This is a genomic window from Roseateles sp. P4_D2 (genome assembly GCF_056401875.1).
In genome coordinates this window covers 288396-311847 of record NZ_JBFUIM010000002.1, presented here as the reverse complement: position 1 = coordinate 311847, position 23452 = coordinate 288396, and the positions used below count along the sequence as shown (strand labels likewise).

Here is a 23452-nt window from a genome sequence, read left to right as displayed (position 1 = left end):
GACCCGCGGGCGCTTGTCACTCAGGCATCAGCCCAGCAGCTTCTCTTCGGCCAGCGCCAAGGCCTCCGGCTTGCCGCTGATGACCAGGGTGTCACCACTGGCCAGCGTCGCGCCGTCAGCAAGCAGGCCTTTGCCGTTGGCGCGTCGAAGTGACACCACGGCGACACCCAGGGCGTGCAGGGCCAGGTCGTCCAGCAACTTGCCGGCATGCAGGCTGGCGGTGGGCAGCGTCACCGACGCCAGGCGGGCCTGGTCGAGCTCGTCGGCGGTGTCGTCGTCGGCGCCGTGGAAATAGCCGCGCAACAGGCCATAGCGCTTGTCGCGCGCATCGCGCGTGATGCGGATGACGCGGCGCATCGGCACCCCCACCAATGCCAGCGCATGCGAGGCCAGCATCAGCGAGCCCTCGATGGCCTCGGGCACGACCTCGGTGGCGCCGGCGGTCTTGAGCCGCTCGAGGTCGGTGTCGTCGATGGTGCGCACGACGACCGGCACCCTGGGCGCGTGGGCTCGCACGAGGTCGAGGATCTTCAGTGCCGACGGCGTGTCGTGGTAGCTGACGACGACCGCGCTGGCGCGCGCCAGGCCCGCGGCCATCAGGCTCTGGACCTTGGCCGCGTCGCCGAAGACGACGCTCTGGCCCGCCGCCGCGGCCTGGCGCACGCGGTCCGGGTCGAGGTCCAGGGCCATATAGGGAATGTGTTCTCCCTCCAGCAGCCGCGCCAGGTTCTGGCCCGAGCGGCCGTAGCCGCAGATGATGACGTGCGCCTCGGACTGGATGGACTTCTTGGCGATCATCGTCAGCTGCACCGACTGCATCAGCCAGTCGCTGCTGGACAGCTTCATGACGATGCGGTTGCTGTACATGACGAGGATGGGCGTACCCAGCATGGACAGCACCATGCTGGCCAGCACCGGGCTGACCCATTGCTGCGCCACCAGGCCGTGCTGCGTTCCAAGCGTCAGCAGCACGAAGCCGAACTCGCCGGCCTGGGCGAGGTACAGGCCCGTGCGCAGCGCAACGCCCGGCGGTGACTTGAACAGGCGGGCCAGGCCGGCGATCAGCGCGAACTTGGCCGCCACCGGCGCCAGGGTGAGCAGGATGACCAGCCACCAGGTGTCCACCAGCGGCCGCCAGTCCAGCTTCATGCCGATGGTGATGAAGAACAGGCCCAGCAGCACGTCGTGGAAGGGCCGGATGTCGGTCTCCACCTGGTGGCGGTACTCGGTCTCCGAGATCAGCATGCCGGCCACAAACGCGCCCAGGGCCAGGCTGAGTCCGAAATGCTCGGTCAGCCAGGCCAGGCCGAGCGTGACCAGCAGCAGGTTGAGCATGAAGAGCTCGTCGCTCTTGCGCCGCGCCACCAGCGTCAGCCACCAGCGCATCACCTTCTGGCCGCCGTAGAGCAGCAGGGTCAGCAGGGCCGCGGCCTTCAGCCCGGCCCAGGCCAGCGCGCTCATCATCTCGCTGCCGGTGCTGTTCAGCGCCGGGATCAGCACCAGCAGCGGCACGACGGCCAGATCCTGGAACAGCAGCACGCCCATGACGAGCTTGCCGTGCGGACTCTCCAGCTCCAGCCGCTCGGCCATCAGCTTGACGATGATGGCCGTCGAGCTCATGGCCATCGCCGAGCCGAGCACCAGGGCCCCCTGCCAACCCATCTGCCAGGCGCTGCCCAGCATCGCGAAGCCGGCGATCAGCAGCGCATTGCCGAGCATGGCGCCGGCAATGGTCAGCGCCACCTGCGCCATGCCGATGCCGAAGACGGCCGTCCTCAGCGCGCGCAGCTTGGGCAGGTTGAATTCCAGCCCGATGGCGAACATCAGGAAGACGACGCCGAACTCGGCCAGGTACTGGATGCTGGCGGAATCGTGGGCAAAAGCCAGGGCGTTCGGCCCGATCAACACGCCGACGGCCAGATAGCCCAGCATGGGCGGCAGTTTCAGCAGGCGGCAGGCGACCACCCCCAGCACGGCGGCCACGAGATAGAGCAGGGCGAGGTCGAGGGAGGTCACCCGCGGATGGTATTCGTCACCTTCGCTCGCTGACTGGGGATAGTTCGGACCGGCAACGGCGCGGTACGTCCCTATAGTTCGCGCCGCCCAGGTCGCCGCGGGCTCACACCCCGGCAAAGACGACCCGGCGACACCGGTTCGCGCCGTCGAAGAGCGGCGCGTGTGATGCAACAGGGAGATCTCATGTTTACGTTGAAGGAATGGGCGCGGCGAGCTGCGCTCGGCACGCTGCTGGCCGCCACGGCCTTGTTGGGAGGCTGCGCCAGCGCCTATCTGGACGGCAGCACCAAGGAAATTGCAGCGGCGCAGTTCAAGAAGCCGCCGGCTCCAGCGCCGGTGCAGGTGCTGTTCGACTTCCAGACCAAGGGGGTGGCCAACGCGCAGGCCACGGCCATGCTGCGTGATCGCGTCTCTGCCCAGGTGAAGGCCAGCGGCATGTTCAGTGAAGTGGGCAGTGCCGCCGTGCCCAATGGGGCCGTCCTCAGCATCACGCTGAACAACGTGCCGCTGACCGACAACGCCTTCTCCAAGGGATTCGTGACCGGACTGACCTTCGGCCTCGCCGGCTCGCAAGTGTCGGACGGCTACATCTGCACGGCCACCTACCGGGCGTCGGGCGACGCCGCACCCGTCGTCAAGCAGGCACGTCACGCCATCCACACGACCATGGGCGCGGCCGCGACACCGGGCAATGCCACCAAGATGCCCAACCTTCAGGAAGCAGCGTTCCAGATGACCAACCAGGTTGTCAGCAACGTGCTGAACGACATTTCCCAAGACCCCAGCTTCAAGTGAAGGACGACCGAACCATGATCCATGCCTTGCTCTCCTCCCGGGCCACCACGCAGCGCCTGGCCCTGGTCGTCTTGCTGGCCGCGTTGACGGGCTGTGCGTCCGTGAAAATGCCCGCCCCGGCGCCCAGCGCCGCCAACGCCGAAAAGCTGCGCGCCACCAAGCTCGTGCCCGCCCAGGTCGGCAGCTTCAAGCTCGCCGCCGGCAAACCGGCCGAGATGGACACCACACTGGGCGGCCTGCGTGGCTCGTCGCTCAGCCCGGCAGGCGGCAGCTTCGCGGGCCAGTTGCGCGATGAGATCGCCGCTGAGCTGACGGCCGCAGGCCTGCTGGACTCGAAGTCCAAGATCGTCATCGAAGGCCAGTTGACCGACAGCATGGTCGATGCCGGCATGAGCACCGGCAAGGGACGGCTGGCCGCCAAGATCCAGATCAAGCGCGAAGGCAAGACGGTGTTCGACAAGGAAGTGATTGCCGAGTCCACCTGGGAATCGTCCTTCGTTGGCGCGATCGCCCTGCCGGCAGCCATCAACCAATACGGCGCGCTCTACAAGACCCTGGTCGGCAAACTGTTCGACGACGCCGACTTCAAGCGCGCACTGGCCACCCAATAGGGTCGCTGCGCCCGTCCTTTGAACCCGGCCCCAGGCCGGGTTTTTTTGTTGCCCGACGCGGTACGCCGCCGTGAAATCCGGCACCCGAAACCGTTGCCATGCATTGCATGCATGGGCGCATACGGACTTGGCTAGACAAGCGCCGCCGAGGGACCGGAGCTTCGCGCTACCGTTCGGCCCACTCAAAGTTACGGAGCGTTTCATGCCCAACCTGTCCTTTGTTTCGCCGACGCGAAACAGCCCGTGGGGAACCTATCTGTCGCAGATCGATGCGGTCGAGCCCTACCTCGGCGGCCTGGCCCGCTGGGTCGAGACGCTGCGCCGCCCCAAGCGCGCGCTGATCGTCGACATTCCCATCGAGCTGGACAACGGCAGCATCGCCCACTTCGAGGGTTACCGTGTGCAGCACAGCCTGACGCGCGGCCCGGGCAAGGGCGGTGTGCGCTACCACCCCGACGTCACGCTCGAAGAAGTGATGGCCCTGTCGGCCTGGATGACGATCAAGAACGCCGCGGTGAACCTGCCCTATGGCGGCGCCAAGGGCGGCATCCGCGTCGACCCCAAGCTGCTGAGCCTCAAGGAGCTGGAGAAGATGACGCGCCGCTACACCAGCGAGATCGGCATCATCATCGGCCCGCAGCAGGACATCCCGGCGCCGGACGTCAACACCAACGGCCAGATCATGGCCTGGATGATGGACACCTATTCGATGAACACCGGCGCCACGGCGACAGGGGTCGTCACCGGCAAGCCCATCGAGCTGGGTGGCTCGCTGGGCCGCGTGGCCGCCACCGGCCGCGGCGTCTTCGTCGTCGGCCGCGAAGCGATGCGCCGCCTGGGCCAGCCGCTGGAAGGCGCGCGCATCGCGGTGCAGGGCTTCGGCAACGTCGGCTCCATCGCCGCCAAGCTGTTCGCCGCCAATGGCGCCAAGGTCGTCTGCGTGCAGGACCACACCGGCACCATCCTGAACGAGAACGGCTTTGACATGCAGAGCCTGCTCGACCACGTCGCCGCCTACAAGGGTGTGGCGGGCTTCGCCGGTGCCGACAAGATCAGCGACGAGAACTTCTGGGACGTGCCCAGCGATGTGCTGATCCCGGCCGCCCTGGAAGGCCAGATCACGGCCGAGCGCGCCAAGCGCATCAAGACCCGCCTGGTGCTGGAAGGCGCCAACGGCCCGACCACGCCGGACGGCGAGGCCGTGCTGGCCGACCGCGGCATCGTCGTTGTGCCCGACGTGATTGCCAACGCCGGTGGCGTGACGGTGTCCTATTTCGAGTGGGTGCAGGACTTTTCGTCCTTCTTCTGGACCGAGGACGAGATCAATGTCCGCCTGGACAAGATCATGATCGGTGCCTTCAAGCACATCTGGGAAACCAGTGAGCTGCACAAGATCACGCTGCGCACCGCCGCCTTCACGGTGGCCTGCACGCGGGTGCTGCAGGCGCGCGAGGAGCGCGGCCTGTACCCGTAATCCGCGCTGGGCCCCGCCCATGCACCGCCGCCAGCCGCCGCAAGGCCTGGCGGCGGTGCAGTTTCAAAGTAGGTACGTAGGCACAATTCGGTCAGCCCGCATGGACAGCCCCCTAGAAGTTGGCAAAGTCATGCGCCCTGGTCATGACTCACGAACTGCCTGAATCCCCACCCGCCGGCCTTGATCGCCGGCAATTGCTGCGCGGCGCGCTGGCGTCAGCGCTGCCGACGCTGGGCCTGCCCGCGGCGGCCGCTTCCGGCCCGCTGATCGTCGGCGGCCTGCCGGTCACCTGCAACTTGACGCTGCCGGTGGCCTGCTCGGCACGCCTGGCGTCCAACAAGGCCTCCGGCAGCTCGGCCCTCCAGTTCGAGTACAGCAAGTACAACGGCTGGCCCGAGATCAAGGAGTCGCTGATGACCGGCGGCATCCAGGCCGCCTACATGCTGGCGCCCCTGGTCATGGACCTGGCCGACAAGAAGATCCCCGTCAAGATCGTCTCGCTGGGCCATCGCTCGGGCGCCGTCATCATGGTGCGCACCGACTCGCCCTACAAGAAGTTCAAGGACTTGGGCGGAAAGCGCATCGCCATCCCCAGCCGCTTCGCGGTGGACTTTCTGTTCCTGCGCAAGATGCTGGCCCAGGAGGGCATGACGCCCAAGGACATCCAGATCGTCGAGATGCCGCCGCCCGACATGCCGGCGGCCCTCTTCGCCAAGGCCGTGGACGCCTATTGCACCGGCGAGCCCTTCGGCGCCTCGGCCCAGCGCGCCGGCTATGCCAGGCCGCTGCGCATGACGCGCGACGAATGGCGCAACTACATCTGCTGTGTGCTGACGGTGCGCGAGGAGCTCATCAAGGAGAACCGGCCGCTGGTGCAGGACCTGGTGAACCACGTGCAGGGTGCCGGCAACTGGCTGGACCTGCAGGCCGCCAACCGCGAGAAGGCCATCCAGATCGCCGCCGGCCGCAAGTTCTTCAACCAGGACCCCAACATCCTGCGCTTCGTGATGGAGAACCCGACGGACCGCGTCACCTATGGCGACCTGCGCATGATCCGCGCCGAGTTCGACGACCTGATGCAGCTGTCCATCGAGGCCGGCACGCTCAAGGCCCCGGTGGCCTACGAGAAATACGTGGACGACAGTTTCGTCAAGGCGGCTAAGGCCGCGCCCATCCCGATATGAAACGCCGCGCCCTGTTGTGGGCCGCGCTGCCTTTGACGGCGCAGGCTGCGCCGACGCTGAAGGCCGGCGTCTTCGAGCCCGCCCAGGCAGCGCCCGAATTCGCTCTCCAGGGCAGCGACGGTGCCGCCCTCAATCTCGCCCGCTTCAAGGGCAGGCTGGTGCTGTTGGTGTTCGGCTTCACCCACTGCCCCGAGGTCTGCCCGACGACGCTGGCCACGCTCGCCCAGGCGCGCAAGCAGCTGGGCACCGACGCGGCGGACGTGCAGGTCGTCTACGTAACGGTGGACCCCGAGCGCGATGACATCCCGCGCATCCGCCAATACCTGACCGCGTTTGACCCGACCTTCATCGGCGGCACCGAGGCACCGGACAAGCTGGCCGCGATGCGCAAGCGCTATGGCGTCGTCGCCGAGAAGATCGCGCCCAAGCAAGGCAACGCCTACGGCATGAACCACTCCACGTCGGTCTGGCTGATCGACCGCACCGGCAAGCTGCGGGCCATGATGCCTTATGGCCATGAGGCCAAGGACTTCGTGCACGACCTCAAGCTGCTCTTGGCTTCGAAGTGAGAAAGCGTTGGGTCTGGCTCCTGCCGGTCACGTTGCCGCTGGCCCTGGTGGCCTGGGCGGCGCTGGCGCCCATCGAACTGCCCACGCGCGACGAGCTGTTCGAGATCCCGCAAGGCACCTATGCCCGCCGCATGGCCGGTGACAAGGTCGAGATCCTCCCGGACCGCATCGACCTGACGCTGGGCCTGAACGACGTGCTGCTGCTGCGCAACCGCGACGAGGTGCCGCAGCAGTTCGGCCCCGTGCTCATCATGCCGGGGCAGAGTTTTCGCCTGCCCTTCGAGGTCGCATCGACCTATAGCTTCGCGTGCAGCGCACATGCCAGCGGCCAGATGGCCGTCGTCGTCGCGCCAACGCCAGCGCGCGGCTGGCCAGCATTGCAATGGCGCTGGCAACGCCTCATGAAGAACCACTGGAAGGAGGGGCGGTGAACCTGCGCCTGAATCGAATCCTGCCGCCGCTGGCGGTCATTGCCCTGGTCATCGCGGCCTGGTGGGGCATCGTCGTCTACACCGAGAGCCCCATCTTCCCGACGCCCTGGGCCGTCGTCACCGGCACGCTGGAGCTGGCCCAGGACGGCACGCTGTGGGAGCACATCACCGCGTCGCTGATGCGCGTGGGCATCGGCTTCGGCCTGGCCATGATCGTCGGCATTCCGCTGGGCCTGTGGATGGGCTGGGTGGACGCGGCCTACCGCACCTTCAACCCGATCTTCCAGATGCTGCGGCCGATCTCGCCGATCGCCTGGATCCCGCTGGCCATCCTGTGGTTCGGCGTCGGCGACACCTCGCCCATCTTCCTGATCTTCATCTCCTCCGTGTTCCCGCTGATCGTTCAGACGACCTCGGGCGTGCACACCATCGATCGGCGCTACCTGCGCGCGGCCACCAACTTCGGCGTGTCGCGCGCGGTGATGTTCCGCCGCGTCGTCATCCCGGCCGTGCTGCCGGAAATCATCATCGGCATGCGCATCGGCATCGGCGTGGCGTGGCTGGTCGTCGTGGCGGCCGAGATGATCGCGCTGCGCTCGGGCCTGGGCTATCTCATCATGGATTCGCGCAATGCCGGCAACCGCTATGACCTCGTCATCGCCAGCATGATCCTCATCGGCGTCATCGGCCTGCTGCTGGACGGCGTGACCCGCCTGCTCGAAAAACTCAAGACCGTCCGTTGGCGCTATGTCCGATAACAAGACTCCCAAGATCGCTGTCAATGGTCTGACGAAGAGCTTCAAGTCCGCCAAGGGCGGCCAGCTGCCCGTCATCCAGGGTGTGGATTTCGACGTCGCCGAAGGCGAGTTCGTCGCCATCGTCGGCCCTTCCGGCTGCGGCAAGTCGACGTTGATGAACATCCTCGCGGGCTTCGAAAAGACCGACGGCGGCTCGCTGCTGATCGACGGCCAGCCCCATCCCGGCCCCAGCCCCCAGGGCATCGTCATCTCGCAATACGGCTCGGTCTTCCCCTGGCTGACGGTGCAGCAGAACCTGATGTTCGGCCTGACCGGCCAGGAGCATGGCGTCGATGCCGAGCGCGTCAAGCTGGCCGATCACTACGCCGCCATGGTGGGGCTCAAGGGCTTCGAAGGTGCCTACCCGCACGAGCTGTCGGGCGGCATGCTCAAGCGCGTGGAGCTGGCGCGGGCCTTCATCGTCAAGCCCGAGATCCTGTACCTGGACGAGCCCTTCTCGGCGCTGGACGCGCTGATGAACCTGCGCATGCGCAACGAGCTGCTGCGCATCCTGGCCGAAGAAAAGCACACGGTGCTGCTCATCACCCACGATGTCGACGAGGCCCTCTACATGGCCGACCGCATCCTCGTGCTGTCGCCCCGGCCCACGCGCATCCAGGCCCGCTTCGAGCTGGACATGCCGCATCCGAGGCGGTTGATCAGCCCGGAAATGGATGCGCTGCGCGAGGCGATCCTGAAGGAACTCGGCCTGGAAATGCCCGCTTAGAAAAATGAAGCCCCTCGGCCAAGGAGTACCTTGGCCGGTCCCCCGAGGGGACGGCGATGCTCGCGGTATCGAACCGCAAGCACATCGCCAGCGCGGACCGGCTAGGGAGCGGCCCGGCGCTCGACCCGCAAAGAATTCACACGGCCGCGGCGGGCTTCAGAACCGCACCAGTGCTGTCCAGCACGCGCAGCGTCACGGGAATGGCCGGCGCCACGCTCTGCGTGACGGTGCAGAAGTCCTCGAAGGTGTCCAGCACACGCTGAATGTGGCCGAGCTGGTCGGCTGGCTTGCCCAGGTGCAGGTCCACCGCCAGGCCCTGCACGCGGTTGCGTCCGCGCTCGTTCCTGCCGACGGTCGCCTTGACCTCGGTGCGCAGCGGCGAGGGGTCGTCTTTGTACTTCTGGCAGGCAAACCACAGCGACGCGGAGAGGCAATTGCCGATGGCCGAGGCCAGCAGTTCGACCGGATCGGGCCCCAGCCCGGTGCCGAAGGGCACGGGCTCGTCCGATAGCAGCACCGGCAGCTCCGGCGCGTAATGGTGTTCGAACTGGTAGCCCTGACGCTGGATCAGGGTGACGCTGGGGTTGTCCATAAAGCCTCCTGGGTTGGAAGCGATTCTCAACGCAGGTCGTCGGTCTCGAAGTAGATCTCGGTCAGCCCCTTGGCCTTGAAGGCACGTTGGACAGTGGCGCCAGGCCTGGCGACGCCCTGCAGCGGCACATCGACCTCGCCGCGGACCTGGGGCGCCTTCAGGCGCACGATATGGTCGAAGTCCGGCCGGCGGTCGATGGTCTTGACCGCGAACCACTCGCTGCCTTTGCCGATCAGCCGATAGCGCCCGGTCGATGCCTCGCGTTGAGCGGGGCTCAGCCGCCGAAACAGCATCACCTCATCGACGACGACGCGCTGCTCGGCCGACTGTGGCTTGCCGCCACGCTCGAAGTGGCCCGCGAAGAAGCGCGCCTTGAATTCGCGCAGCGGCTTGGCGTGGCCTGGTGTGAAGCGCAGCAGGTCAAAGGCCTCGGGGTCGAAGGTCCACAAGCTGGGCTGGCGGGCCAAGGTCTCGCGCAGTGCCTTGTCGGCCGCCGCATCGGCGAGGTGAAAGCGCAGCAGCACCTGGCTGTCATGCGGCGTGTGGAACATCGGCAGGTGCGAGGCATACAGGCCCTCGCGGCCGCCGAACACGGCCATGCCGTGGCCGCCGAATGCAGATTCAGCGGTCTCCTCGGCGCGGCCTAGGACCGGCAGCAGTGCGGCGAATGCGAAGGTACGGCGCTTCATGCGGCGCATCTTCGCCCTCAATGGCCGCATGTGAAGCAAAACCCGATCAACGGTCGATGCCGGTCCGGATGGGCATCGCAGAGCTCAGCGTTGTGAGCCCGCGCTTACATTGCCGCCTGCCTGCGCCGACCGTGGCAGCCTTGCCGCTTCGCGTTCCGTCTGCCCGGCTGATGGGCACGCTGAATGCCGCACCTTCCCCTGAATGTCCCTGTCATCGGATCCAGGCCCGGCGGCGTTGCGCGCGGGGCCCAGGCACCCGCCCGGAAACAAAGCGCCCTTTCGCGGACGGAATAATCGCCCCATGCATCGCCTCTGCTCCCTGACCTTGTCCGCCTTCCTGCTCCTCACGCTGCTGGCTGGCTGCGGCGGCCTGCCCTCCAGGTCGACGAAAGCCGAGAAATCGGTCTACCAGGGTGAGAGCTTTGCTGCCGAGGAGACTTTCTCGCGGCTGTTCGACGCCAATGTCGACGACACCTGCGAGGCCGCCCGGCGCGCCCTGCTCAGCCAGGGCTATGTGATCAGCAAGGCGGAAAGCGGCGTTGTGCGCGGTGCCAAGCACTTCCAGCCTGCGGGCGAGGTGCATGTGGAAATCGCCTTCAACGTTGTCTGCGTCGGCGATGGCCCCAAGCAGCAGATCGCGACGGCCTATGTCAGCGCCCAGCAGGACCGCTACGCGCTGAAGAAAAGCAACCAGGCCGCCAGCCTCGGCGTCAGCGCGCTGGGCTCGATCTCGGTGCCGCTGTCATCGAGCGATGACTCCCTCGTCAAGGTGGCCTCCGAGACCATTCCCGCGGGCGAGTTCTACGACCGCTTCTTCACGCTGATGCAGCGCATGGTGCGCGAGAACACGGCACAGCGCTGACCCTGGGCCCGTGAAGCTTGCGCCGCGCTGATTGCGGACGAATCGGCATTGCGTCACACCCACGCCGACCGGGGCCCGCCTAGGATGGGCTCGCCATGGCCGAGCCACTGCCCCCTTTTGCACTGCCTGCCGGGTGGCCGCTGGCGGGGTTCAAGCGGCTGATCCATGCCGCCTGGGAGGTGCCGGGCGATCCGGCAGAGGCGGCCAAGCTGCGGGACGACCAGTGGCGCGCCGTCGTCGGCCAGTTGCCTGCCTCGGTCGTGGCCACGGCCATCGCCATCGCGCTGCTGCTGGTGGCGCTGAAAGGGCGCATCGACCTGCTGCCCGTCGCGCCCACGCTGATGGCACTGGTGGCGCTCAACGGCTTCAACTTCGCGCTGTGGCGGCATGAACGCCACCGCCGCCCACCCGACGCGCCGCCGCGCGGCATCCGTGCCGGGCTGCTGCTGGCGCTGGACCTTTTTGCCGGCGGCGTGCTGGACGCGGTGCTGCTGCTGCAGGTTGCCCAGCAGGCCGAGCCCGGCCTGCACGCGCCGCTGGTGGCCACCGCGGCCGGCGCCATTGCCGCCGCAGCCTGGATGTTCGCGCTGCTGCCCGCCGTGGCCATCGGCTGGGTGCTGGGCGCCTGCGGCACGCTGGCCGTCGGCATCGCGCTGCTGCCGCTGCCCTGGATGGACGGGCTGCTGCCGCTGCTGCCGCTGTACGCCATCGCGCTGTGCATGGCGGCACTGCTGAATGCCCGCCTCTTCCTGCGGGGCCGCCACGCCCAGCACGAGGCCGCACGTGACCGGCTGACCGTGTCGCTGCTGCTGCGCGACTTCGAACATCACGCCAGCGACTGGCTGTGGGAACTGGGCCGCGACGGTCGGCTGCGCCATGTCTCGCAGCGCATGGCCGAAAGCCTGGGCCAGCGGGCGCAGGACCTGATCGGCGAACCGCTGCTGGCCGTGCTGGCCCGCCACCTGCCCGCCAACAACGCCGACGCCCAGCAGCGCCTGGACCGGCTGGGCGACGCGCTGCTGGCGACCGAACCGCTGAGCGATCACGCCCTGCATCTGCGGGTTGGCGGCGAGGATGTCTGGTGGACGCTCAGCGGGCGGCGCCTGGAAGGCGACGGCGGCTGGCGCGGCGTGGGCAGCGATATCAGCGAGGTGCGCGAGCGCGAACGCGAGCTGCTGCGATTGACCGACCAGGACACCGTCACCGGCCTGGCCAACCGCCACCAGTTCCACCGCCGCCTGGCCCTTTATCTCGGCGGCGGCGGGCCCATCTCGCCGTGCACCGTGCTGCTGCTGGACCTGGACTGCTTCAAGCAGGTCAACGACAGCCTGGGCCATGCCGCCGGCGACCACCTGCTGGCCGCCGTGGGCGAGCGGCTGCACGACAGCCTGGCAGCGCGGCGCGGCAACGGCGACCTGGTCGCGCGGCTGGGCGCCGACGAATTCGCCGTGCTGCTGCGCGGCGAGCTCAGCCCCGAAGCCATGCAACGCCTGGGCAAGCAATTGCGCTCGGCCCTGCGCGTGCCGGTTTCCATCGACGGCAACGAGATCGACGTGCGCGTCAGCATCGGCGCGGCCTGCGCGCCACGCCATGCCCAGGCGGCCGACCCGCTGCTGCGCGCTGCCGACCTGGCCCTGTTCGCCGCCAAGGCCGCCGGGCGCGACCGCCTCGTGCTCTACGAGCCGGCCCTGCAGCAGGCCGCCCAGGACCGCCTCGCCCTGCTGGCCGACCTGCGGCTGGCGCTGGACGCGGATCAACTGGAGATGCACTACCAGCCACAGATCGAGCTGGCCACGGGCAAGCTGCGGGGCTTCGAGGCGCTGATGCGCTGGCGCCATCCCGTGCGCGGCCTGGTGCCCCCGGCTGTCTTTATCCCGTTGGCCGAAGACAGCGGCCTCATCATCACCATCGGCGCCTGGGCCCTGCTCATCGCCTGCCGCGACGCAGCGCGCTGGCCGGGCGAGCTGCGCGTCGCCGTCAACGTGTCGGCCCTGCAGTTCGAGCGCAGCCCCATCGAGCTGCATGTGCTCGAAGCCCTGGAGCGCACCGGCCTGCCTGCCGACCGCCTGGAGATCGAACTGACCGAATCGGCCCTGCTGAAGGACAGCCAACACGCCATCGACCTGCTGACGCGGCTGCGCGCCCTGGGTGTGCGCACCGCGCTGGACGACTTCGGTACCGGCTTCTCGTCGCTGGCCTATCTGCGCCGCCTGCCGCTGGACCAGCTCAAGATCGACCGCGCCTTCATCGCCGATCTCGACCACCCGCAGGCCGGCGCGACGGCACGCGCCATCGTCGCGGCCATCCATGACCTCGCCCAGGCCCTGGGCCTGCACACGGTGGCCGAGGGCATCGAGACTGCCGAGCAGCACCAGGTGCTGACCGAGCTGGGCTGCAGCCTGGGCCAGGGCTTTCTGTTCGCCCAGGCCCTGCCGCGCGATGCCACCCAGGCCTTCGTCGAGCTGGCCCACCGCCAGGGCCTGGGCGCCGCGCGCGAGGCCCACCTCGACTCCGTCAATCCGCCGCTGACGGTCTGGCCGTCGACACGGCTGCAGCTGCGCAGCCTGCTGCAGCTGCCAGACACGCGCTTCAGCGGCGGCGAATTCTGAGCGGCCAAGTCGGCGGCCTGACGGCCTTCGGGGGTCCGTACCGTCGCGCGGCCGTCCTCAGGCGAAGGCGAACCTCCCCCGGATCTGCGGGGTCTGCCACTCGTTTGCAGGACAAGCCCGGTTGAAAGCGGGTGAAGCGCCGCCCAAGCTCTTCACACCGGAGGGATTCCGGGCAAGGAGACAAGCATGAGAACCCTGTCCACCCTGATGAGCCGCGCGGCCGTGGCCGGCATGGCTTTGCTGCCCGCCCTGGCTCAGGCCCAGGCCAATTGCGGCCAGCCGGGCACGCCGCCGTGCCCGACGCCGGAGCCCGGCAGCTGGCCCCTGGTGGCGCTGGCCCTGGGCGTACTGGTCGCCGTCAAGTTCATTCGGCGCAAGTAACCCCGCCCGCCGGGCTCACCAGAGACCGGCCCATGCCTAGGCTGCGCGCGTGTTGACGGCCAGCTGGGCGGCAAAGGCCCGCTGGTAGGCAGGGCGGGCTTCGCCGCGGGCGACGTAGGCAGCCAGGCTGGGGAACTCGTTCAGCAGGCCGGACGGCCTGACGCGCAGCAGCACCGACACCATCAGCAGGTCACCCGCGCTGAAATCGCCGTCCAGCCATTGGGCATCACCCAGGCGGGCGGCCAGTTGGGTCAGCCGCGCCCGCACCCGGTTCTCGACCAGAGGCTGGCGCTCGTCCTTCCAGGGTTTGTCGCCTTCCGCGAACTTGACGATGACGAGTTCTAGGATGGGCGGCTCGACCGAGTTGAGCGCGGCGAACATCCACGTGATGGCCCGTGCCCTGGCGTTGGCATTGGCGGGGAACAGGCCCGGCCGGCGCTCGGCGATGTGCAGCACGATGGACCCGGTCTCGAACAGCGTGAGGTCGCCTTCCTCGTAGGTGGGGATCTGGCCGAAGGGATGCAGCGCCAGGTGAGCGGCCTCCTTCATCGCCGGCATGGGCACCAGGCGAACCTCGTAGGGCAGGCCGGTTTCCTCGAGGGCCCAGCGCACGCGCGTGTCGCGCGCCAGCCCCTTGCCGCCGTCGGGCGAACGGTCAAAGGCGGTGATGGTGATGGTCATGGTGGCAATCCTTCCGGTTCAGTTGGCCAGTCGCCTGGCCCGTTCCGTCAGCAGCTCGCGCTGCACCTCGTTGTCCGTCAGCTCCGCGGCCCGCAGATAGGCTTCGCGCGCCTCGCCGACGCGGCCCAGGCGCTCCAGCACGTCGGCCTGGGCGCCGGCCAGGAAGGGGTAGCGCTTGAGCTGCGGCTCAGCGGCCAGTTGCTCGAGCAGCGGCCAGGCGGCGGCCGGCCCGTCGGCGAAGCTGACGGCTACAGCGCGATTCAGCGCGATCACGGGCGAGGGGTTGAGCGCGAGCAGGCGGTCGTAGCCGCCGACGATGGCGTGCCAGTCGGTGTCCTCGGCGCGCGCCGCGCGCGCATGGCAAGCCGCAATTGCTGCCTGCAAGGTGTAAGGCCCTGGCTCGCCCAGGCTCAGCGCGCGTTCCAGCGCCGCCAGGCCGCGGCGGATCAGCAGCGGGTCCCAGCGGCGGCGGTCCTGGTCGGGCAGCAGCACGGGGCGGCCTTGCGCGTCCAGCCGCGCGGGCAGGCGCGAGGCCTGGATCTCCAGCAGGGCGGCCAGGCCATGCACTTCGGCGTCTTGAGGCAGCAGGTGCTGCAGCTGGCGCACCAGGCGCAGGGCTTCGTCGCACAGCGCCGGCCGCAGCAGGCTGGCGCCGCTGCCGGCGCTGTGGCCCTCGTTGAAGATCAGGTAGACGACCGCCAGCACGGCGCCCAGGCGCTGCTCGCGCTCGTCGGCGCTCGGCAGCTCGTAGGCCTGGCCGTTGAGCGCCTTCTTGGCGCGCACGATGCGCTGGGCCACGGTGGCCTCGGGCTGCAGGAAGGCACGTGCGATCTCGGGCGTCTCCAGGCCGCCGAGCAGGCGCAGCGTCAGCGCGACCTGGGCCTCGCGCGGCAGCACCGGGTGGCAGGCGATGAAGATCAGGCGCAGCTGCTCGTCGCCGATTTCGGCCTGGTCACGGGCGGCGTCGAGGTGGTCGACGAAGTCGGGCACGACATGGGTGCCAGCGGCCTCGTCGTCGGCCGCGAGGTGCTCATGCTCGCGCTCCAGCATCGCGCGGCGGCGCAGCCGGTCCAGGGCCTTGTTGCGGGTGGCGGTCATCAGCCAGGCGGCAGGGTTGTTGGGCTGGCCGTCGCGCGGCCAGTTCTCCATGGCAGCGATGAGGGCGTCCTGGGCACAGTCCTCGGCCTCGTCGAGGTCGCGCAGCATCTTGGCCGCCGCGCCCACGAGGCGGCTGCGCTCGATGCGCCAGACGCCGGCGGCAAGTTCAGCATGGCTCACGGCTTCAGGTGCCGTCGTAGGCACGCTTGAGGGCCGCGAGATCGATCTTCTGCATGCGCCAGATGGCCTGGAAGACACGCTGCACGCGGGCCGGGTCGGGGTCCCGGATCATGTCGAACCAGGCTGCGGGCAGGATCTGCCAGGACAGGCCCCAGGCATCCTTCAGCCAGCTGCATTCCGACGTCTTGCCACCGCCCGCGGGCAACTGCTCCCAGAGCTTGTCGATCTCGGCCTGGTCTTCGCAAGCGACGGTCAACGAGAAAGCCTCGTCGAGCTTGAAGTGGGTGCCGCCATTGAAGGCCGTCATGTGCACGCCGAACAGCTCGAAGTTGAGCAGCATGACGCTGCCGGCCTCGCCGGGCGAGTCCTGGCCCCAGCGCTGGGTGTGGATGATGCGGCCCTTGTCGGCGCCGAACACCTTCAGGTAGTGCGCCACCGCGTCTTCGGCACCGCGCTGGTACCAGATGAAGGGTGCGAGTTTTTGCTGGATCTGCATGGTCGTCTCCTTGACGTTGCGGGGTCAGGCTTGCGGCGGCATGCCGCTCATGTGGACGAGTTCCCAGTGGTGCCCGTCCAGGTCCTCGAAGCCATGGCCGTACATGAAGCCATGGTCCTGCGGCTCGCTCGGGATGTTGCCGCCGGCAGCCTTCGCCTTCGCGACCAAGGCGTCGACCTCCTCGCGGCTTTCGCAGCTCAGGCACACCCAGCCCGTGGTTGCGGTCTTGGCGTCCGGAAACGCCTTGGGGGTGAAGGTCCGCGCGAAGTCCTCGGCCAGCAGCATGGCGTAGAGGTTCTCGCCCAGCTCCATGCCGGCGCCCTTGTCGTTGGTGAATTGCGGATTGAACTTGTAGCCCACAGCCTCGAAGAAGGCCTTGCTCTTGGCCAGGTCCTTGACAGGCATGTTGACGTAGATCTGCTTGTGCATGGCGGGTCTCACTCGGGTTTGACGAGGGGTTGGACGAGATGGATGAGGTTGCCGCAGCCGTCCTCGAACATGACGGCCTTGATCGGCCCCATGTTCTCGGGCTCGCCGCGCACGACGACGCCGCGCTCGCGCAGCTTGTGGGCTTCGGCCTCGACGTCCTCGGTGACGAAGGCGGTGGCCGGGATGTTGGCCTCGAACAAGGCCTTCTGGTAGACCTTGGCCGGCGCAAAGCCCATGGGCTCCAGCGCCAGCTCGACGCCGGCAATGCCGTCGGGCGACACGACGGTCAGCCAGCGGTAGGTCGGCCCCATCGGGATGTCGGCCATCTTCTTGAAGCCGAGCTTGCCCGTATAGAAGGCCAGGGCCTTGTCCTGGTCATCGACCATGACGCTCGCAATCTTGATCTGCATGGTGATTCCTTTCAGTGCGTGGATTCGGACAGGTCCTTGAGGCGCACCAGCGCCTTGGGCCAGGTGTCGTTCAGGAAATCGGTGAAGCCGTCGTCCCAGCTTTGCAGGTGCACGGTCAACCGTGTGCCTTCGGGCGTGGCGCTGAAGACATAGCGCTCGTGGGCCGGTTCGGCATGCAGGCGGCTGTCGGCCACGGGCCGGCCGTCCTTGATCTCGCCCACCAGCCGCAGTGACAGTCGTTCGTACGGCAAGTTCTCGTCGACGACAGCCTCCATGCCAAAGCCGCGCGGGTCCAGGAAGCGCAGCCGGCGGCCGGCCGCCCAACTGCCTTCGAAATAGGAGCCCTCGGCGAAGGCGCGGGTCCAGTCGCGGTAGGCGGTGGGGTCGAACATGCAGTCCCAGACCCGCGCGACCGGGGCGGCAATGTCGATGCTGAAGTCGAGGTCGGTCATTGGGCACCCTTCGCGCTGCGCGCTGTCCCGCCAAGCGGGAGTTGAGCGCCTTCGGACGGCCGGGCGGCGCTCATGACGTCTGGGCCTCCGAGAGCTGCCGCAGGTTCTGCAGGCCGGCCTCGAAGTCGCGGCCCACCATCTTGTCCATGTCGATGAAGACGCCCATCAGCTTGCTGATGAAGTTGGCCGGGCCGTGCATGGCCCAGCGCACCTCGGTGGCGCCGTCGGGCGTGGGCTGCAGCACGAACTCGGCCTGGTTGTGGGCCTCGAAGGGCTTCACGAAATCCAGCTTCATCTGCACGGCGCGGCCGGGCTGTTGGCTGACGATCTCCAGGCTGCCGCTGCCAACTTCCTTGCTGTCCCAGTCGTAGCGGGAGCCGATGCCGCTCGAGGCGCCGCTGTAGGCGCTCTTGATCAGCGGGTCCTTGCGCTCATAGGGGTTCCAGCGGTTGAAGGCGCGCAACTCGCTGACCAGGGGCCAGACCTTGTCGGCCGGTGCGGCGATGCGCACGTGGCGCTCGACCCGGAAAACGTCGGGCCGGGTGGCGGCATAGGCCAGCAGCAGCACGAGGGCGACACCCAGGCAGATGAAGATGATGGTGAGGTTGCTCATGGTGCGCTCCTCATTCGGCACGGATGGCCATGTCGCCGCCGGGGGCGAAATCGGCGTCTTCGTAGAGCCGCCGCACCTCGATCTCGCAGTCCTCGCTCAGGAAGGGCTGCGGGAAGCGGCTGGCCCAGGCACGGGCCTCCTCGACGGAGCGCACCTGGATCAGCGTGTAGCCGGCGATCAGCTCCTTGGTCTCGGCGAAGGGGCCGTCGATGATGGTGCGGCTGCCGTCCTTGCCGTAGCGCTGGCGCCAGCCGTCGCGGCTGGGCCGCAGGCCGGCACCGTCGAGCAGCACGCCGGCGCGCGCCATCTCCTCGTGGAAGGCGCCCATCTCCTCGAACAGCTTGGCGTATTCGGGGCCGGGCGGGTCGCCGCGCTCGCTGGTGGCTCGGGCGCGGACTTGGATCATGAATCGCATGGCAGGTCTCCTGGTGACGAGGCGGCGGCTTTCGCGGCCTTCACTTGCACGACGATGCAGATGGGCCCGAATCGACATGCCTAGGGAAATTACCTAGGCCGCCTGCGCCGTGGAGACGGAGCGGAGACGGTGGCCCGGCACATTGGTGGTGTCTCCACGATCCAGGCCCCTGCGATGAACCCCTTCTCCCTGCGCTGCACCCGTCTTCCTCGCGCCGTGGCCCTCGCCACACTGGCAGTGGCGCCGCTGCTGGCCTCGGCCCAGGTGTTCGATGCCGCGGCCGACTTCTCCAGCGCCGCCAACCCCACAGGGCCGTGGGCCTATGGCTCGACGGCGACGTTGGGCGGCAGTTTCGAGACCTATGGCACGCCCGGCACGGTGTTCTACGGCGCCAGCAGCTGGAATGCCGGCGGGCTCACCTTTCCCGGCATGTACCCGCTGGTGTTCCACAACGGCACCGCCGCCGCCATCGACTACGGCAGCGGCGCCGTCCTGCCCGGAGAGCTGGGCCTGCACCCGGGCAACGACGGCCGGCTCAGCATCGTGCGATGGACGGCACCGCAGGCGGGCAGCTTCCGCGTCGAGGCCACCTTCACGCGCGACGACGTCGGCGTGACCGACGTCCACGTGTTGAGGAACCAGCTGGCGCTGCACGCCGTCGCGCTCGACGCGTTCCACCCCGGGTCGTCGTTCGCGCAGACCCTCGTGCTCGCGGCCGGCGACCACCTGGACTTCGCCGTCGGTTTCGGCGCCGACGGGGCCTTCAACGGCGACACGGTGGACTTGAGCCTGCGCATCGCCGCCGTGCCCGAGCCGGCGGCCTGGGCGGCCATGCTCGGCGGGCTCGGCATGCTGCTCGCCTTGCACCGGCGCCGCGCAACCGCCCGGGCGTAACAGGGGCCGATGCCGCGGCATCTCCACCGTCGCCCGCTCGGCGGCGCGCTGCCACCGAGACGGTGCCCAGACGGTGGCTGACGACACTGAATTTGTCTTTTCCGATCGGAGCGTCACATGAGCCAATATCTTCCTCGTCGCAGTCTGCGCAGTCTCGCCCGGGGCACGTTGATCGCCAGCCTGCTCGCCGCGGGCCTGCCGCAATCCGCGAGCGCGGCCTCCGCCACCGATGCCTGGGACGTCAGCCAGGGCAGCGTGGTCACGCAGTTCATCGCCAACCCGGCGCTGCTGGGCAACGGGCCGGGCATGTTCGGCGGCGACGCGGGCGAGAACAGCCCGTTTTCGGGCGAGCGTTTCAACACCATATTTCCCGACCTGCTGCCCACCGGCACCGTGCACGTCATCGAATGGGCGACGCCCGCGCCCATCACGCTGCTCGGCTGGCAGCTGGAGGCCGCCGCCGACGGGGGCAACGGCGCGCGGTCCTTCGCGCATTTCACGTTGTCGGCCGAGATCGGCGGCGCCTGGGTGGCCGTGTCCAGCGTCGACACGCTCGCGCTGTACGTGGACCAGCACCTGCAGCTCGGCGACAGCTTCGCGCCGGTCACGGCCAGCCACTTCCGCGCCGAGTTCACACAGGCCACCAGCTTCTTCGGCGCTTCCGGCCCACGCGTGGTGGAGCTCGATGCCATCACCGCGGCCGTGCCCGAGCCGGGAACCTGGGCCTTGATGCTCGGCGGCCTGGCGGCACTGGCACGGCGGCGGCGCTGAACGGGAGGCCTACATGTAGCAAGGCCCGACGCCGCGGATCTCCACGGTGGCCCATTCCGCTGCCGGGCATCGCTCGGCCCAGGCCATGGCAACGGCGGGGTCTTCGGTGTCGAGCAGGAAATAGCCGCCCACCATCTCCTTGGCCTCGGCAAACGGGCCGTCCCAGACCTGGGCGTCACCGCTGCGCTTGGCATAGCGCTTGGCCGCCGTGCCCAGGGAGTTGGTGCCCAGCAGCAGGCCGGTCTCCTTGAGTTCGGCGGTGAAGTCCAGCATGCGCTGGTAGACAGCCTCGCCGGCAACGCGGCCGCGTTCGGCGCGCTGGCCCGTGGGTTCGACGATGAGCAGCATCTGGGGCATGGTCGGGTTCCGCAGTCCGTGGCAACAGGCCGGCATTCTGGCGCCTGTCGAATCTCATTCCTGGCAGTTGGGTTGAACGGCGTCATGAGCCACAGCCGAAGCGCCAGCGAGGTTTCGCTCAACGCCGCATCGGCGAGCTGCCCCGCCAGGCGGGGTCGGCCCAGCGCTGGAAGGCGCCCATCAATGCCGGCTCGCTGGACTGGCGTTCGGTCGCCAGGTTGCTGAGCGACACGACCTCGAAGCTGCGGCGGTACTTGCCCTCGGCGCGGAACTCGCGGGCCAGCAGCATCTGCGCGCCACCCGGCACCCAGCCGGCGAACTCGGCCACGCCCAGGCCCGGCTGGGCCGGCGCCGGCGGCATGACCTCGATGCGCCAGCCGCCGTTCCTGCCCGGCTCCTTCAGGAACACCCACAGCTCGCGCCAGCCATCCAGCGGCTGGGCGGCCAGGGCCAGAGCACGGCCCTCGCGGTTCAGCGAGGCCGAGGCCAGCGCGATCTGGCCATAGCTGCAGCGGCGCGCAGCCAGCTTGCCGCCCTCCTTCAACTCCACGCAGCGCTCGCCGTCCGCACCTGGCTGCAGCGCGAGCTGCACGGCGCCGAAGTCACGTGCCGTGGCGGCCGTGCCCAGCCAGCGCGCCGCGTTCACGCGCATGGCGGCGTCGGCATAGGCGGCCTGGTCGTCCTCGGTCAGCTCGGTGGGCGTGATGCCGGCGAACTCGGCCAGAGCCGGCACGGCTTCGCCACCGGCGCCACGGCGGGCCTGGGCAAAGGCCAGGCTGGCGGCGACTGAAGCGCGGCGCATCAGCAGACGGTTCTTCCAGTAGGCGGGCAGGCTGGCCGCATCGACCTGGGCCAGCACCTGCTGGCGCCACTGATCCCGCGCCTCGGCCTCGCGCGGCGTGGCACGTGGGTTCAGGCAGTCGGGCCGCGTGATCGCCAGCACGGCCCGCACACGCTGCTCGGGTGTGGCGGCCGTGACGAGCAGGCGGCGGAAGGCCTCGCCGTCGTAGCAGACCTGCACGCGACCCTCTTCCACGTCGAAGGACTCGAACTTCAGGCCATAGCGCGCTGCCACTTCCATCTGCGCGGCCAATTGGCCCTCGTTTGGCTTGGCGGCCGGCTGCGATGCGCGGTCGGCGATGCGCTCGGCAAAGGTGCCCATCACCTCCAACGCCTCGGCGCCGCCGGGGCCGGCGAACTCGGCCGGCGTGGCCAGCTGCACATAGGCCGCGGCCAGGCCCAGCCCCAGGCCCTCGGTGCCCCATTGCTGGCGCGAAAGGCGAAGCTGAGCGAGGAGTTCGGCGCTGGCGCCCTCGCCACGCGGCACCACAAGGATCTGGCCCTTGCGCAGCCAGCCCCCGCGCTCGCGGCGGTAGTCCCAGACCTGCCAGTGGTCGCCGCGCTCGGCGCGGATCTCCAGCGCCTCGCCGCGCGCCATCTGGGCCTGCAGCGAGGCGGTGTCGCGCGGCGCACCGCGCAGCGGCGCGTCCTGCACCACCAGGCCGGCGCGCGGGAAGGCGGGCAGCTCGGCGGAAGGCGCGGCTTCAGCTTTGGTCATGACGACGGCGGCGACGGCGGAGGCGACGACGATCAGCGCAATGCGACGCATGATGGCTTACTCCTTCTCCGTGGTGGCTTCAGTGGCCCTCGGCTGAGCCGAGGTGCCGCCCAGCAGCGCGCTGCCGATGAAGCCGCCCGAACCAGGCGGGGCAATGATGACCTGCACCTTGTCCGAGAGCTTGTCGACCATGGCCTTCTGCACCAGCAGCGGGTGCTTGGTCAGCAGCGCGCCCTCGGCCGCCATCTGGCTGGCATTGGCCTTGCCCACCTGGCCCAGGCGGTAGGCCTCGGCATCGGCCAGCTTCTGGCGCGCAGAGGCCTCGGCGTCGACCTCGATGCGGCGCGCCTTGGCCTGGCCTTCGGCCTGCTGGATGCGCGCGGCGCTGTCGGCTTGCGCCTCGAGAGCGCGCTGCTCGATCTGCTTTTGCTTGAAGGGCAGCACATGCTTCATGGCCTCTTCCTGGGCCTTGGCAGCAATGATCTGCTCGCGCCCGGCAGCCTCGGCGGCGGTCTCGCGGCGCACCTTGTCGGCGGCGGCGGTCAGCTCGGTCTCCTTGACCTTCTTGTCGGCGATCTCCAGCGTGTAGCGCATGCGCTCGCTGGCCAGGCTGTCGGCCAACAGGCTGTCCATGCCGCGGCGATAGTCGGGCGGCAGGTCGACCGAGCCGATCTGCACGCCCTTGAGCACGATGCCGTCGGCGGCCAGCTTGGCGCGCAACTCGGCCTCCAGTGCCGCGGCGATCTCGGCGCGCTGGCTGGAAAAGATCTCGCGCACGGTGCGCTTGGCGATCTGCTTGTAGACGACGGCCTGCACGGCCGGCGCGATGACGTCGGCCTCGATGTTGTCGGGCAGTTTGCGCGACAGCTCGGCCAGGCGTTTCTCATCCACGGCCCAGCGCACATTCATGTCCAGGCCCAGGGACAGGCCCTCCACCGACTGCAGCGGCGCCGAGCCCTGGGCCTTGGCGATGGCTTCAGGGTGGTAGCTCTGATCGCGCAGCGGGAACAGGCGCACCTCGTGCAGGCCGGGAATGCGGATGAAGCTGCCTTCGCGGAACTCACTGGTGCCGCCGCTGAACTGGTTGGTGCGCAGCGCGGCCTGGCCGTGGGGCACGGCCTGCAGGGGCGGGTGGGTGACGACGGCATAGCCGACGCCGGTCACGGCCGTCAGGATCAGCAGCGGAGGCAGGGCGCGGCGCAGCGAACGGGCGGCCGTGGGCGCAGCTTCAAGGCCGCGGCTGGCTCCGCGGCTGAAGGCGTGGCGGATGGAAGCGGCGAGGGTCTTGAGGCGTTGCAGCATGGTGATGGGCTCCTTGGGCGATGTGCACCGGTGTTCGATGCATGGCGGCCATGGTTCCC

General features: G+C 68.8%; 27 protein-coding genes. 13 read left to right on the top strand and 14 right to left on the bottom strand.

Going from position 1 to position 23452, the window contains the following annotated elements:
• Nucleotides 1–27: 27 nt before the first annotated feature.
• Nucleotides 28–2016, bottom strand: a complete 1989-nt coding sequence (locus AC1DW0_RS04890) for a cation:proton antiporter domain-containing protein (protein WP_457388735.1) — start codon at nucleotides 2014–2016, stop codon at nucleotides 28–30.
• A 183-nt stretch (nucleotides 2017–2199) separates the two neighbouring features.
• Between AC1DW0_RS04890 and AC1DW0_RS04885 the strand changes: the two genes are divergently transcribed.
• From AC1DW0_RS04885 to AC1DW0_RS04850, 8 genes are all read left to right on the top strand, one after another.
• Nucleotides 2200–2811, top strand: coding sequence for a hypothetical protein (locus AC1DW0_RS04885; protein WP_157280991.1), 612 nt, complete (start codon nucleotides 2200–2202; stop codon nucleotides 2809–2811).
• A 14-nt stretch (nucleotides 2812–2825) separates the two neighbouring features.
• Nucleotides 2826–3422, top strand: a complete 597-nt coding sequence (locus AC1DW0_RS04880; protein ID WP_457322392.1) for a hypothetical protein — start codon at nucleotides 2826–2828, stop codon at nucleotides 3420–3422.
• Between the two features lie 202 nt (nucleotides 3423–3624).
• On the top strand, nucleotides 3625–4896 hold the full coding sequence (locus AC1DW0_RS04875) for a Glu/Leu/Phe/Val family dehydrogenase (protein ID WP_477945084.1): 1272 nt from the start codon (nucleotides 3625–3627) through the stop codon (nucleotides 4894–4896).
• Nucleotides 4897–5039: 143 nt separating this feature from the next.
• Entirely contained in the window at nucleotides 5040–6080 is a 1041-nt protein-coding gene (locus tag AC1DW0_RS04870) for an ABC transporter substrate-binding protein (RefSeq protein ID WP_477945083.1), read from the top strand.
• A complete protein-coding gene (locus AC1DW0_RS04865) occupies nucleotides 6077–6649 on the top strand; it encodes an SCO family protein (protein WP_457353450.1) in 573 nt (190 codons plus the stop codon). The genes AC1DW0_RS04870 and AC1DW0_RS04865 overlap by 4 nt, the downstream gene beginning before the upstream one ends.
• Nucleotides 6646–7080, top strand: a complete 435-nt coding sequence (locus AC1DW0_RS04860; protein ID WP_056191195.1) for a cupredoxin domain-containing protein — start codon at nucleotides 6646–6648, stop codon at nucleotides 7078–7080. Before AC1DW0_RS04865 ends, AC1DW0_RS04860 begins: the two co-directional genes overlap by 4 nt.
• Entirely contained in the window at nucleotides 7077–7838 is a 762-nt protein-coding gene (locus AC1DW0_RS04855; RefSeq protein ID WP_477945082.1) for an ABC transporter permease, read from the top strand. Before AC1DW0_RS04860 ends, AC1DW0_RS04855 begins: the two co-directional genes overlap by 4 nt.
• Entirely contained in the window at nucleotides 7828–8604 is a 777-nt protein-coding gene (locus AC1DW0_RS04850; protein ID WP_057297562.1) for an ABC transporter ATP-binding protein, read from the top strand. The genes AC1DW0_RS04855 and AC1DW0_RS04850 overlap by 11 nt, the downstream gene beginning before the upstream one ends.
• Nucleotides 8605–8740: 136 nt before the next feature.
• Here the strand turns inward: AC1DW0_RS04850 and AC1DW0_RS04845 are convergent, their stop codons facing one another.
• Together AC1DW0_RS04845 and AC1DW0_RS04840 are read right to left on the bottom strand one after the other, a co-directional pair.
• The gene (locus AC1DW0_RS04845; protein ID WP_457322380.1) at nucleotides 8741–9196 is read right to left on the bottom strand and encodes an OsmC family protein; all 456 of its coding nucleotides are present in this window, start codon (nucleotides 9194–9196) and stop codon (nucleotides 8741–8743) included.
• Between the two features lie 26 nt (nucleotides 9197–9222).
• On the bottom strand, nucleotides 9223–9885 hold the full coding sequence (locus tag AC1DW0_RS04840) for a hypothetical protein (protein ID WP_477945081.1): 663 nt from the start codon (nucleotides 9883–9885) through the stop codon (nucleotides 9223–9225).
• A 301-nt stretch (nucleotides 9886–10186) separates the two neighbouring features.
• On the opposite strand from AC1DW0_RS04840, the gene AC1DW0_RS04835 reads away from it, so the two are divergent.
• The 3 genes from AC1DW0_RS04835 (at nucleotide 10187) to AC1DW0_RS04825 (ending at nucleotide 13737) form a co-directional block, all read left to right on the top strand.
• Nucleotides 10187–10747, top strand: coding sequence for a DUF2242 domain-containing protein (locus AC1DW0_RS04835; RefSeq protein WP_457322376.1), 561 nt, complete (start codon nucleotides 10187–10189; stop codon nucleotides 10745–10747).
• A 95-nt stretch (nucleotides 10748–10842) separates the two neighbouring features.
• Entirely contained in the window at nucleotides 10843–13356 is a 2514-nt protein-coding gene (locus AC1DW0_RS04830) for a putative bifunctional diguanylate cyclase/phosphodiesterase (RefSeq protein WP_477945080.1), read from the top strand.
• Between the two features lie 186 nt (nucleotides 13357–13542).
• Nucleotides 13543–13737 (top strand): PEP-CTERM sorting domain-containing protein, encoded by a 195-nt coding sequence (locus AC1DW0_RS04825; RefSeq protein ID WP_056191178.1) that lies wholly within the window; start codon nucleotides 13543–13545, stop codon nucleotides 13735–13737.
• A 36-nt stretch (nucleotides 13738–13773) separates the two neighbouring features.
• Here the strand turns inward: AC1DW0_RS04825 and AC1DW0_RS04820 are convergent, their stop codons facing one another.
• The 8 genes from AC1DW0_RS04820 to AC1DW0_RS04785 form a co-directional block, all read right to left on the bottom strand.
• Complete coding sequence (locus AC1DW0_RS04820; RefSeq protein ID WP_477945079.1) at nucleotides 13774–14418, bottom strand: glutathione S-transferase family protein; 645 nt, start codon at nucleotides 14416–14418, stop codon at nucleotides 13774–13776.
• Between the two features lie 18 nt (nucleotides 14419–14436).
• Nucleotides 14437–15696 (bottom strand): RNA polymerase sigma factor, encoded by a 1260-nt coding sequence (locus tag AC1DW0_RS04815; protein ID WP_056191174.1) that lies wholly within the window; start codon nucleotides 15694–15696, stop codon nucleotides 14437–14439.
• Between the two features lie 4 nt (nucleotides 15697–15700).
• Nucleotides 15701–16192 carry a VOC family protein gene (locus tag AC1DW0_RS04810; RefSeq protein ID WP_457322368.1) on the bottom strand — a complete coding sequence of 164 codons (492 nt, stop codon included), beginning with the start codon at nucleotides 16190–16192 and terminating at the stop codon, nucleotides 15701–15703.
• A gap of 24 nt (nucleotides 16193–16216) precedes the next feature.
• On the bottom strand, nucleotides 16217–16621 hold the full coding sequence (locus AC1DW0_RS04805; protein WP_457322366.1) for a VOC family protein: 405 nt from the start codon (nucleotides 16619–16621) through the stop codon (nucleotides 16217–16219).
• 8 nt (nucleotides 16622–16629) lie between these two features.
• On the bottom strand, nucleotides 16630–17031 hold the full coding sequence (locus tag AC1DW0_RS04800; RefSeq protein ID WP_477945078.1) for a VOC family protein: 402 nt from the start codon (nucleotides 17029–17031) through the stop codon (nucleotides 16630–16632).
• An 11-nt stretch (nucleotides 17032–17042) separates the two neighbouring features.
• The gene (locus tag AC1DW0_RS04795; RefSeq protein ID WP_457388716.1) at nucleotides 17043–17483 is read right to left on the bottom strand and encodes an SRPBCC family protein; all 441 of its coding nucleotides are present in this window, start codon (nucleotides 17481–17483) and stop codon (nucleotides 17043–17045) included.
• A 70-nt stretch (nucleotides 17484–17553) separates the two neighbouring features.
• Complete coding sequence (locus AC1DW0_RS04790) at nucleotides 17554–18096, bottom strand: SRPBCC family protein (protein WP_457353444.1); 543 nt, start codon at nucleotides 18094–18096, stop codon at nucleotides 17554–17556.
• A 10-nt stretch (nucleotides 18097–18106) separates the two neighbouring features.
• Nucleotides 18107–18511 (bottom strand): YciI family protein, encoded by a 405-nt coding sequence (locus AC1DW0_RS04785; protein WP_457322192.1) that lies wholly within the window; start codon nucleotides 18509–18511, stop codon nucleotides 18107–18109.
• 174 nt (nucleotides 18512–18685) lie between these two features.
• Here AC1DW0_RS04785 and AC1DW0_RS04780 point away from each other — a divergent pair, with 174 nt between their 5' ends.
• A complete protein-coding gene (locus AC1DW0_RS04780; protein WP_477945077.1) occupies nucleotides 18686–19405 on the top strand; it encodes a PEP-CTERM sorting domain-containing protein in 720 nt (239 codons plus the stop codon).
• A 117-nt stretch (nucleotides 19406–19522) separates the two neighbouring features.
• The gene (locus AC1DW0_RS04775) at nucleotides 19523–20176 is read left to right on the top strand and encodes a PEP-CTERM sorting domain-containing protein (protein ID WP_477945076.1); all 654 of its coding nucleotides are present in this window, start codon (nucleotides 19523–19525) and stop codon (nucleotides 20174–20176) included.
• 9 nt (nucleotides 20177–20185) lie between these two features.
• On the opposite strand, the gene AC1DW0_RS04770 is transcribed toward AC1DW0_RS04775, so the two are convergent.
• From AC1DW0_RS04770 to AC1DW0_RS04760, 3 genes are all read right to left on the bottom strand, one after another.
• Nucleotides 20186–20533 (bottom strand): YciI family protein, encoded by a 348-nt coding sequence (locus AC1DW0_RS04770; protein ID WP_457322187.1) that lies wholly within the window; start codon nucleotides 20531–20533, stop codon nucleotides 20186–20188.
• A gap of 118 nt (nucleotides 20534–20651) precedes the next feature.
• Nucleotides 20652–22142, bottom strand: coding sequence for a hypothetical protein (locus AC1DW0_RS04765; RefSeq protein ID WP_477945075.1), 1491 nt, complete (start codon nucleotides 22140–22142; stop codon nucleotides 20652–20654).
• Nucleotides 22143–22148: 6 nt separating this feature from the next.
• Nucleotides 22149–23393 carry an SPFH domain-containing protein gene (locus AC1DW0_RS04760; protein ID WP_477945074.1) on the bottom strand — a complete coding sequence of 415 codons (1245 nt, stop codon included), beginning with the start codon at nucleotides 23391–23393 and terminating at the stop codon, nucleotides 22149–22151.
• Nucleotides 23394–23452: the final 59 nt, after the last annotated feature.

Coding starts and splice junctions, on each gene's coding strand:
- AC1DW0_RS04825 (WP_056191178.1), top strand. CDS start 13,543: ATGAGAACCCTGTCCACCCTGATGAGCCGCGCGGCCGTGGCCGGCATG.
- AC1DW0_RS04805 (WP_457322366.1), bottom strand. CDS start 16,621: ATGCACAAGCAGATCTACGTCAACATGCCTGTCAAGGACCTGGCCAAG.
- AC1DW0_RS04845 (WP_457322380.1), bottom strand. CDS start 9,196: ATGGACAACCCCAGCGTCACCCTGATCCAGCGTCAGGGCTACCAGTTC.
- AC1DW0_RS04820 (WP_477945079.1), bottom strand. CDS start 14,418: ATGACCATCACCATCACCGCCTTTGACCGTTCGCCCGACGGCGGCAAG.
- AC1DW0_RS04865 (WP_457353450.1), top strand. CDS start 6,077: ATGAAACGCCGCGCCCTGTTGTGGGCCGCGCTGCCTTTGACGGCGCAG.
- AC1DW0_RS04800 (WP_477945078.1), bottom strand. CDS start 17,031: ATGCAGATCAAGATTGCGAGCGTCATGGTCGATGACCAGGACAAGGCC.
- AC1DW0_RS04785 (WP_457322192.1), bottom strand. CDS start 18,511: ATGCGATTCATGATCCAAGTCCGCGCCCGAGCCACCAGCGAGCGCGGC.
- AC1DW0_RS04765 (WP_477945075.1), bottom strand. CDS start 22,142: ATGCGTCGCATTGCGCTGATCGTCGTCGCCTCCGCCGTCGCCGCCGTC.
- AC1DW0_RS04780 (WP_477945077.1), top strand. CDS start 18,686: ATGAACCCCTTCTCCCTGCGCTGCACCCGTCTTCCTCGCGCCGTGGCC.
- AC1DW0_RS04835 (WP_457322376.1), top strand. CDS start 10,187: ATGCATCGCCTCTGCTCCCTGACCTTGTCCGCCTTCCTGCTCCTCACG.
- AC1DW0_RS04790 (WP_457353444.1), bottom strand. CDS start 18,096: ATGAGCAACCTCACCATCATCTTCATCTGCCTGGGTGTCGCCCTCGTG.
- AC1DW0_RS04840 (WP_477945081.1), bottom strand. CDS start 9,885: ATGAAGCGCCGTACCTTCGCATTCGCCGCACTGCTGCCGGTCCTAGGC.
- AC1DW0_RS04775 (WP_477945076.1), top strand. CDS start 19,523: ATGAGCCAATATCTTCCTCGTCGCAGTCTGCGCAGTCTCGCCCGGGGC.
- AC1DW0_RS04830 (WP_477945080.1), top strand. CDS start 10,843: ATGGCCGAGCCACTGCCCCCTTTTGCACTGCCTGCCGGGTGGCCGCTG.
- AC1DW0_RS04810 (WP_457322368.1), bottom strand. CDS start 16,192: ATGCAGATCCAGCAAAAACTCGCACCCTTCATCTGGTACCAGCGCGGT.
- AC1DW0_RS04870 (WP_477945083.1), top strand. CDS start 5,040: ATGACTCACGAACTGCCTGAATCCCCACCCGCCGGCCTTGATCGCCGG.
- AC1DW0_RS04795 (WP_457388716.1), bottom strand. CDS start 17,483: ATGACCGACCTCGACTTCAGCATCGACATTGCCGCCCCGGTCGCGCGG.
- AC1DW0_RS04885 (WP_157280991.1), top strand. CDS start 2,200: ATGTTTACGTTGAAGGAATGGGCGCGGCGAGCTGCGCTCGGCACGCTG.
- AC1DW0_RS04850 (WP_057297562.1), top strand. CDS start 7,828: ATGTCCGATAACAAGACTCCCAAGATCGCTGTCAATGGTCTGACGAAG.
- AC1DW0_RS04770 (WP_457322187.1), bottom strand. CDS start 20,533: ATGCCCCAGATGCTGCTCATCGTCGAACCCACGGGCCAGCGCGCCGAA.
- AC1DW0_RS04760 (WP_477945074.1), bottom strand. CDS start 23,393: ATGCTGCAACGCCTCAAGACCCTCGCCGCTTCCATCCGCCACGCCTTC.
- AC1DW0_RS04875 (WP_477945084.1), top strand. CDS start 3,625: ATGCCCAACCTGTCCTTTGTTTCGCCGACGCGAAACAGCCCGTGGGGA.
- AC1DW0_RS04880 (WP_457322392.1), top strand. CDS start 2,826: ATGATCCATGCCTTGCTCTCCTCCCGGGCCACCACGCAGCGCCTGGCC.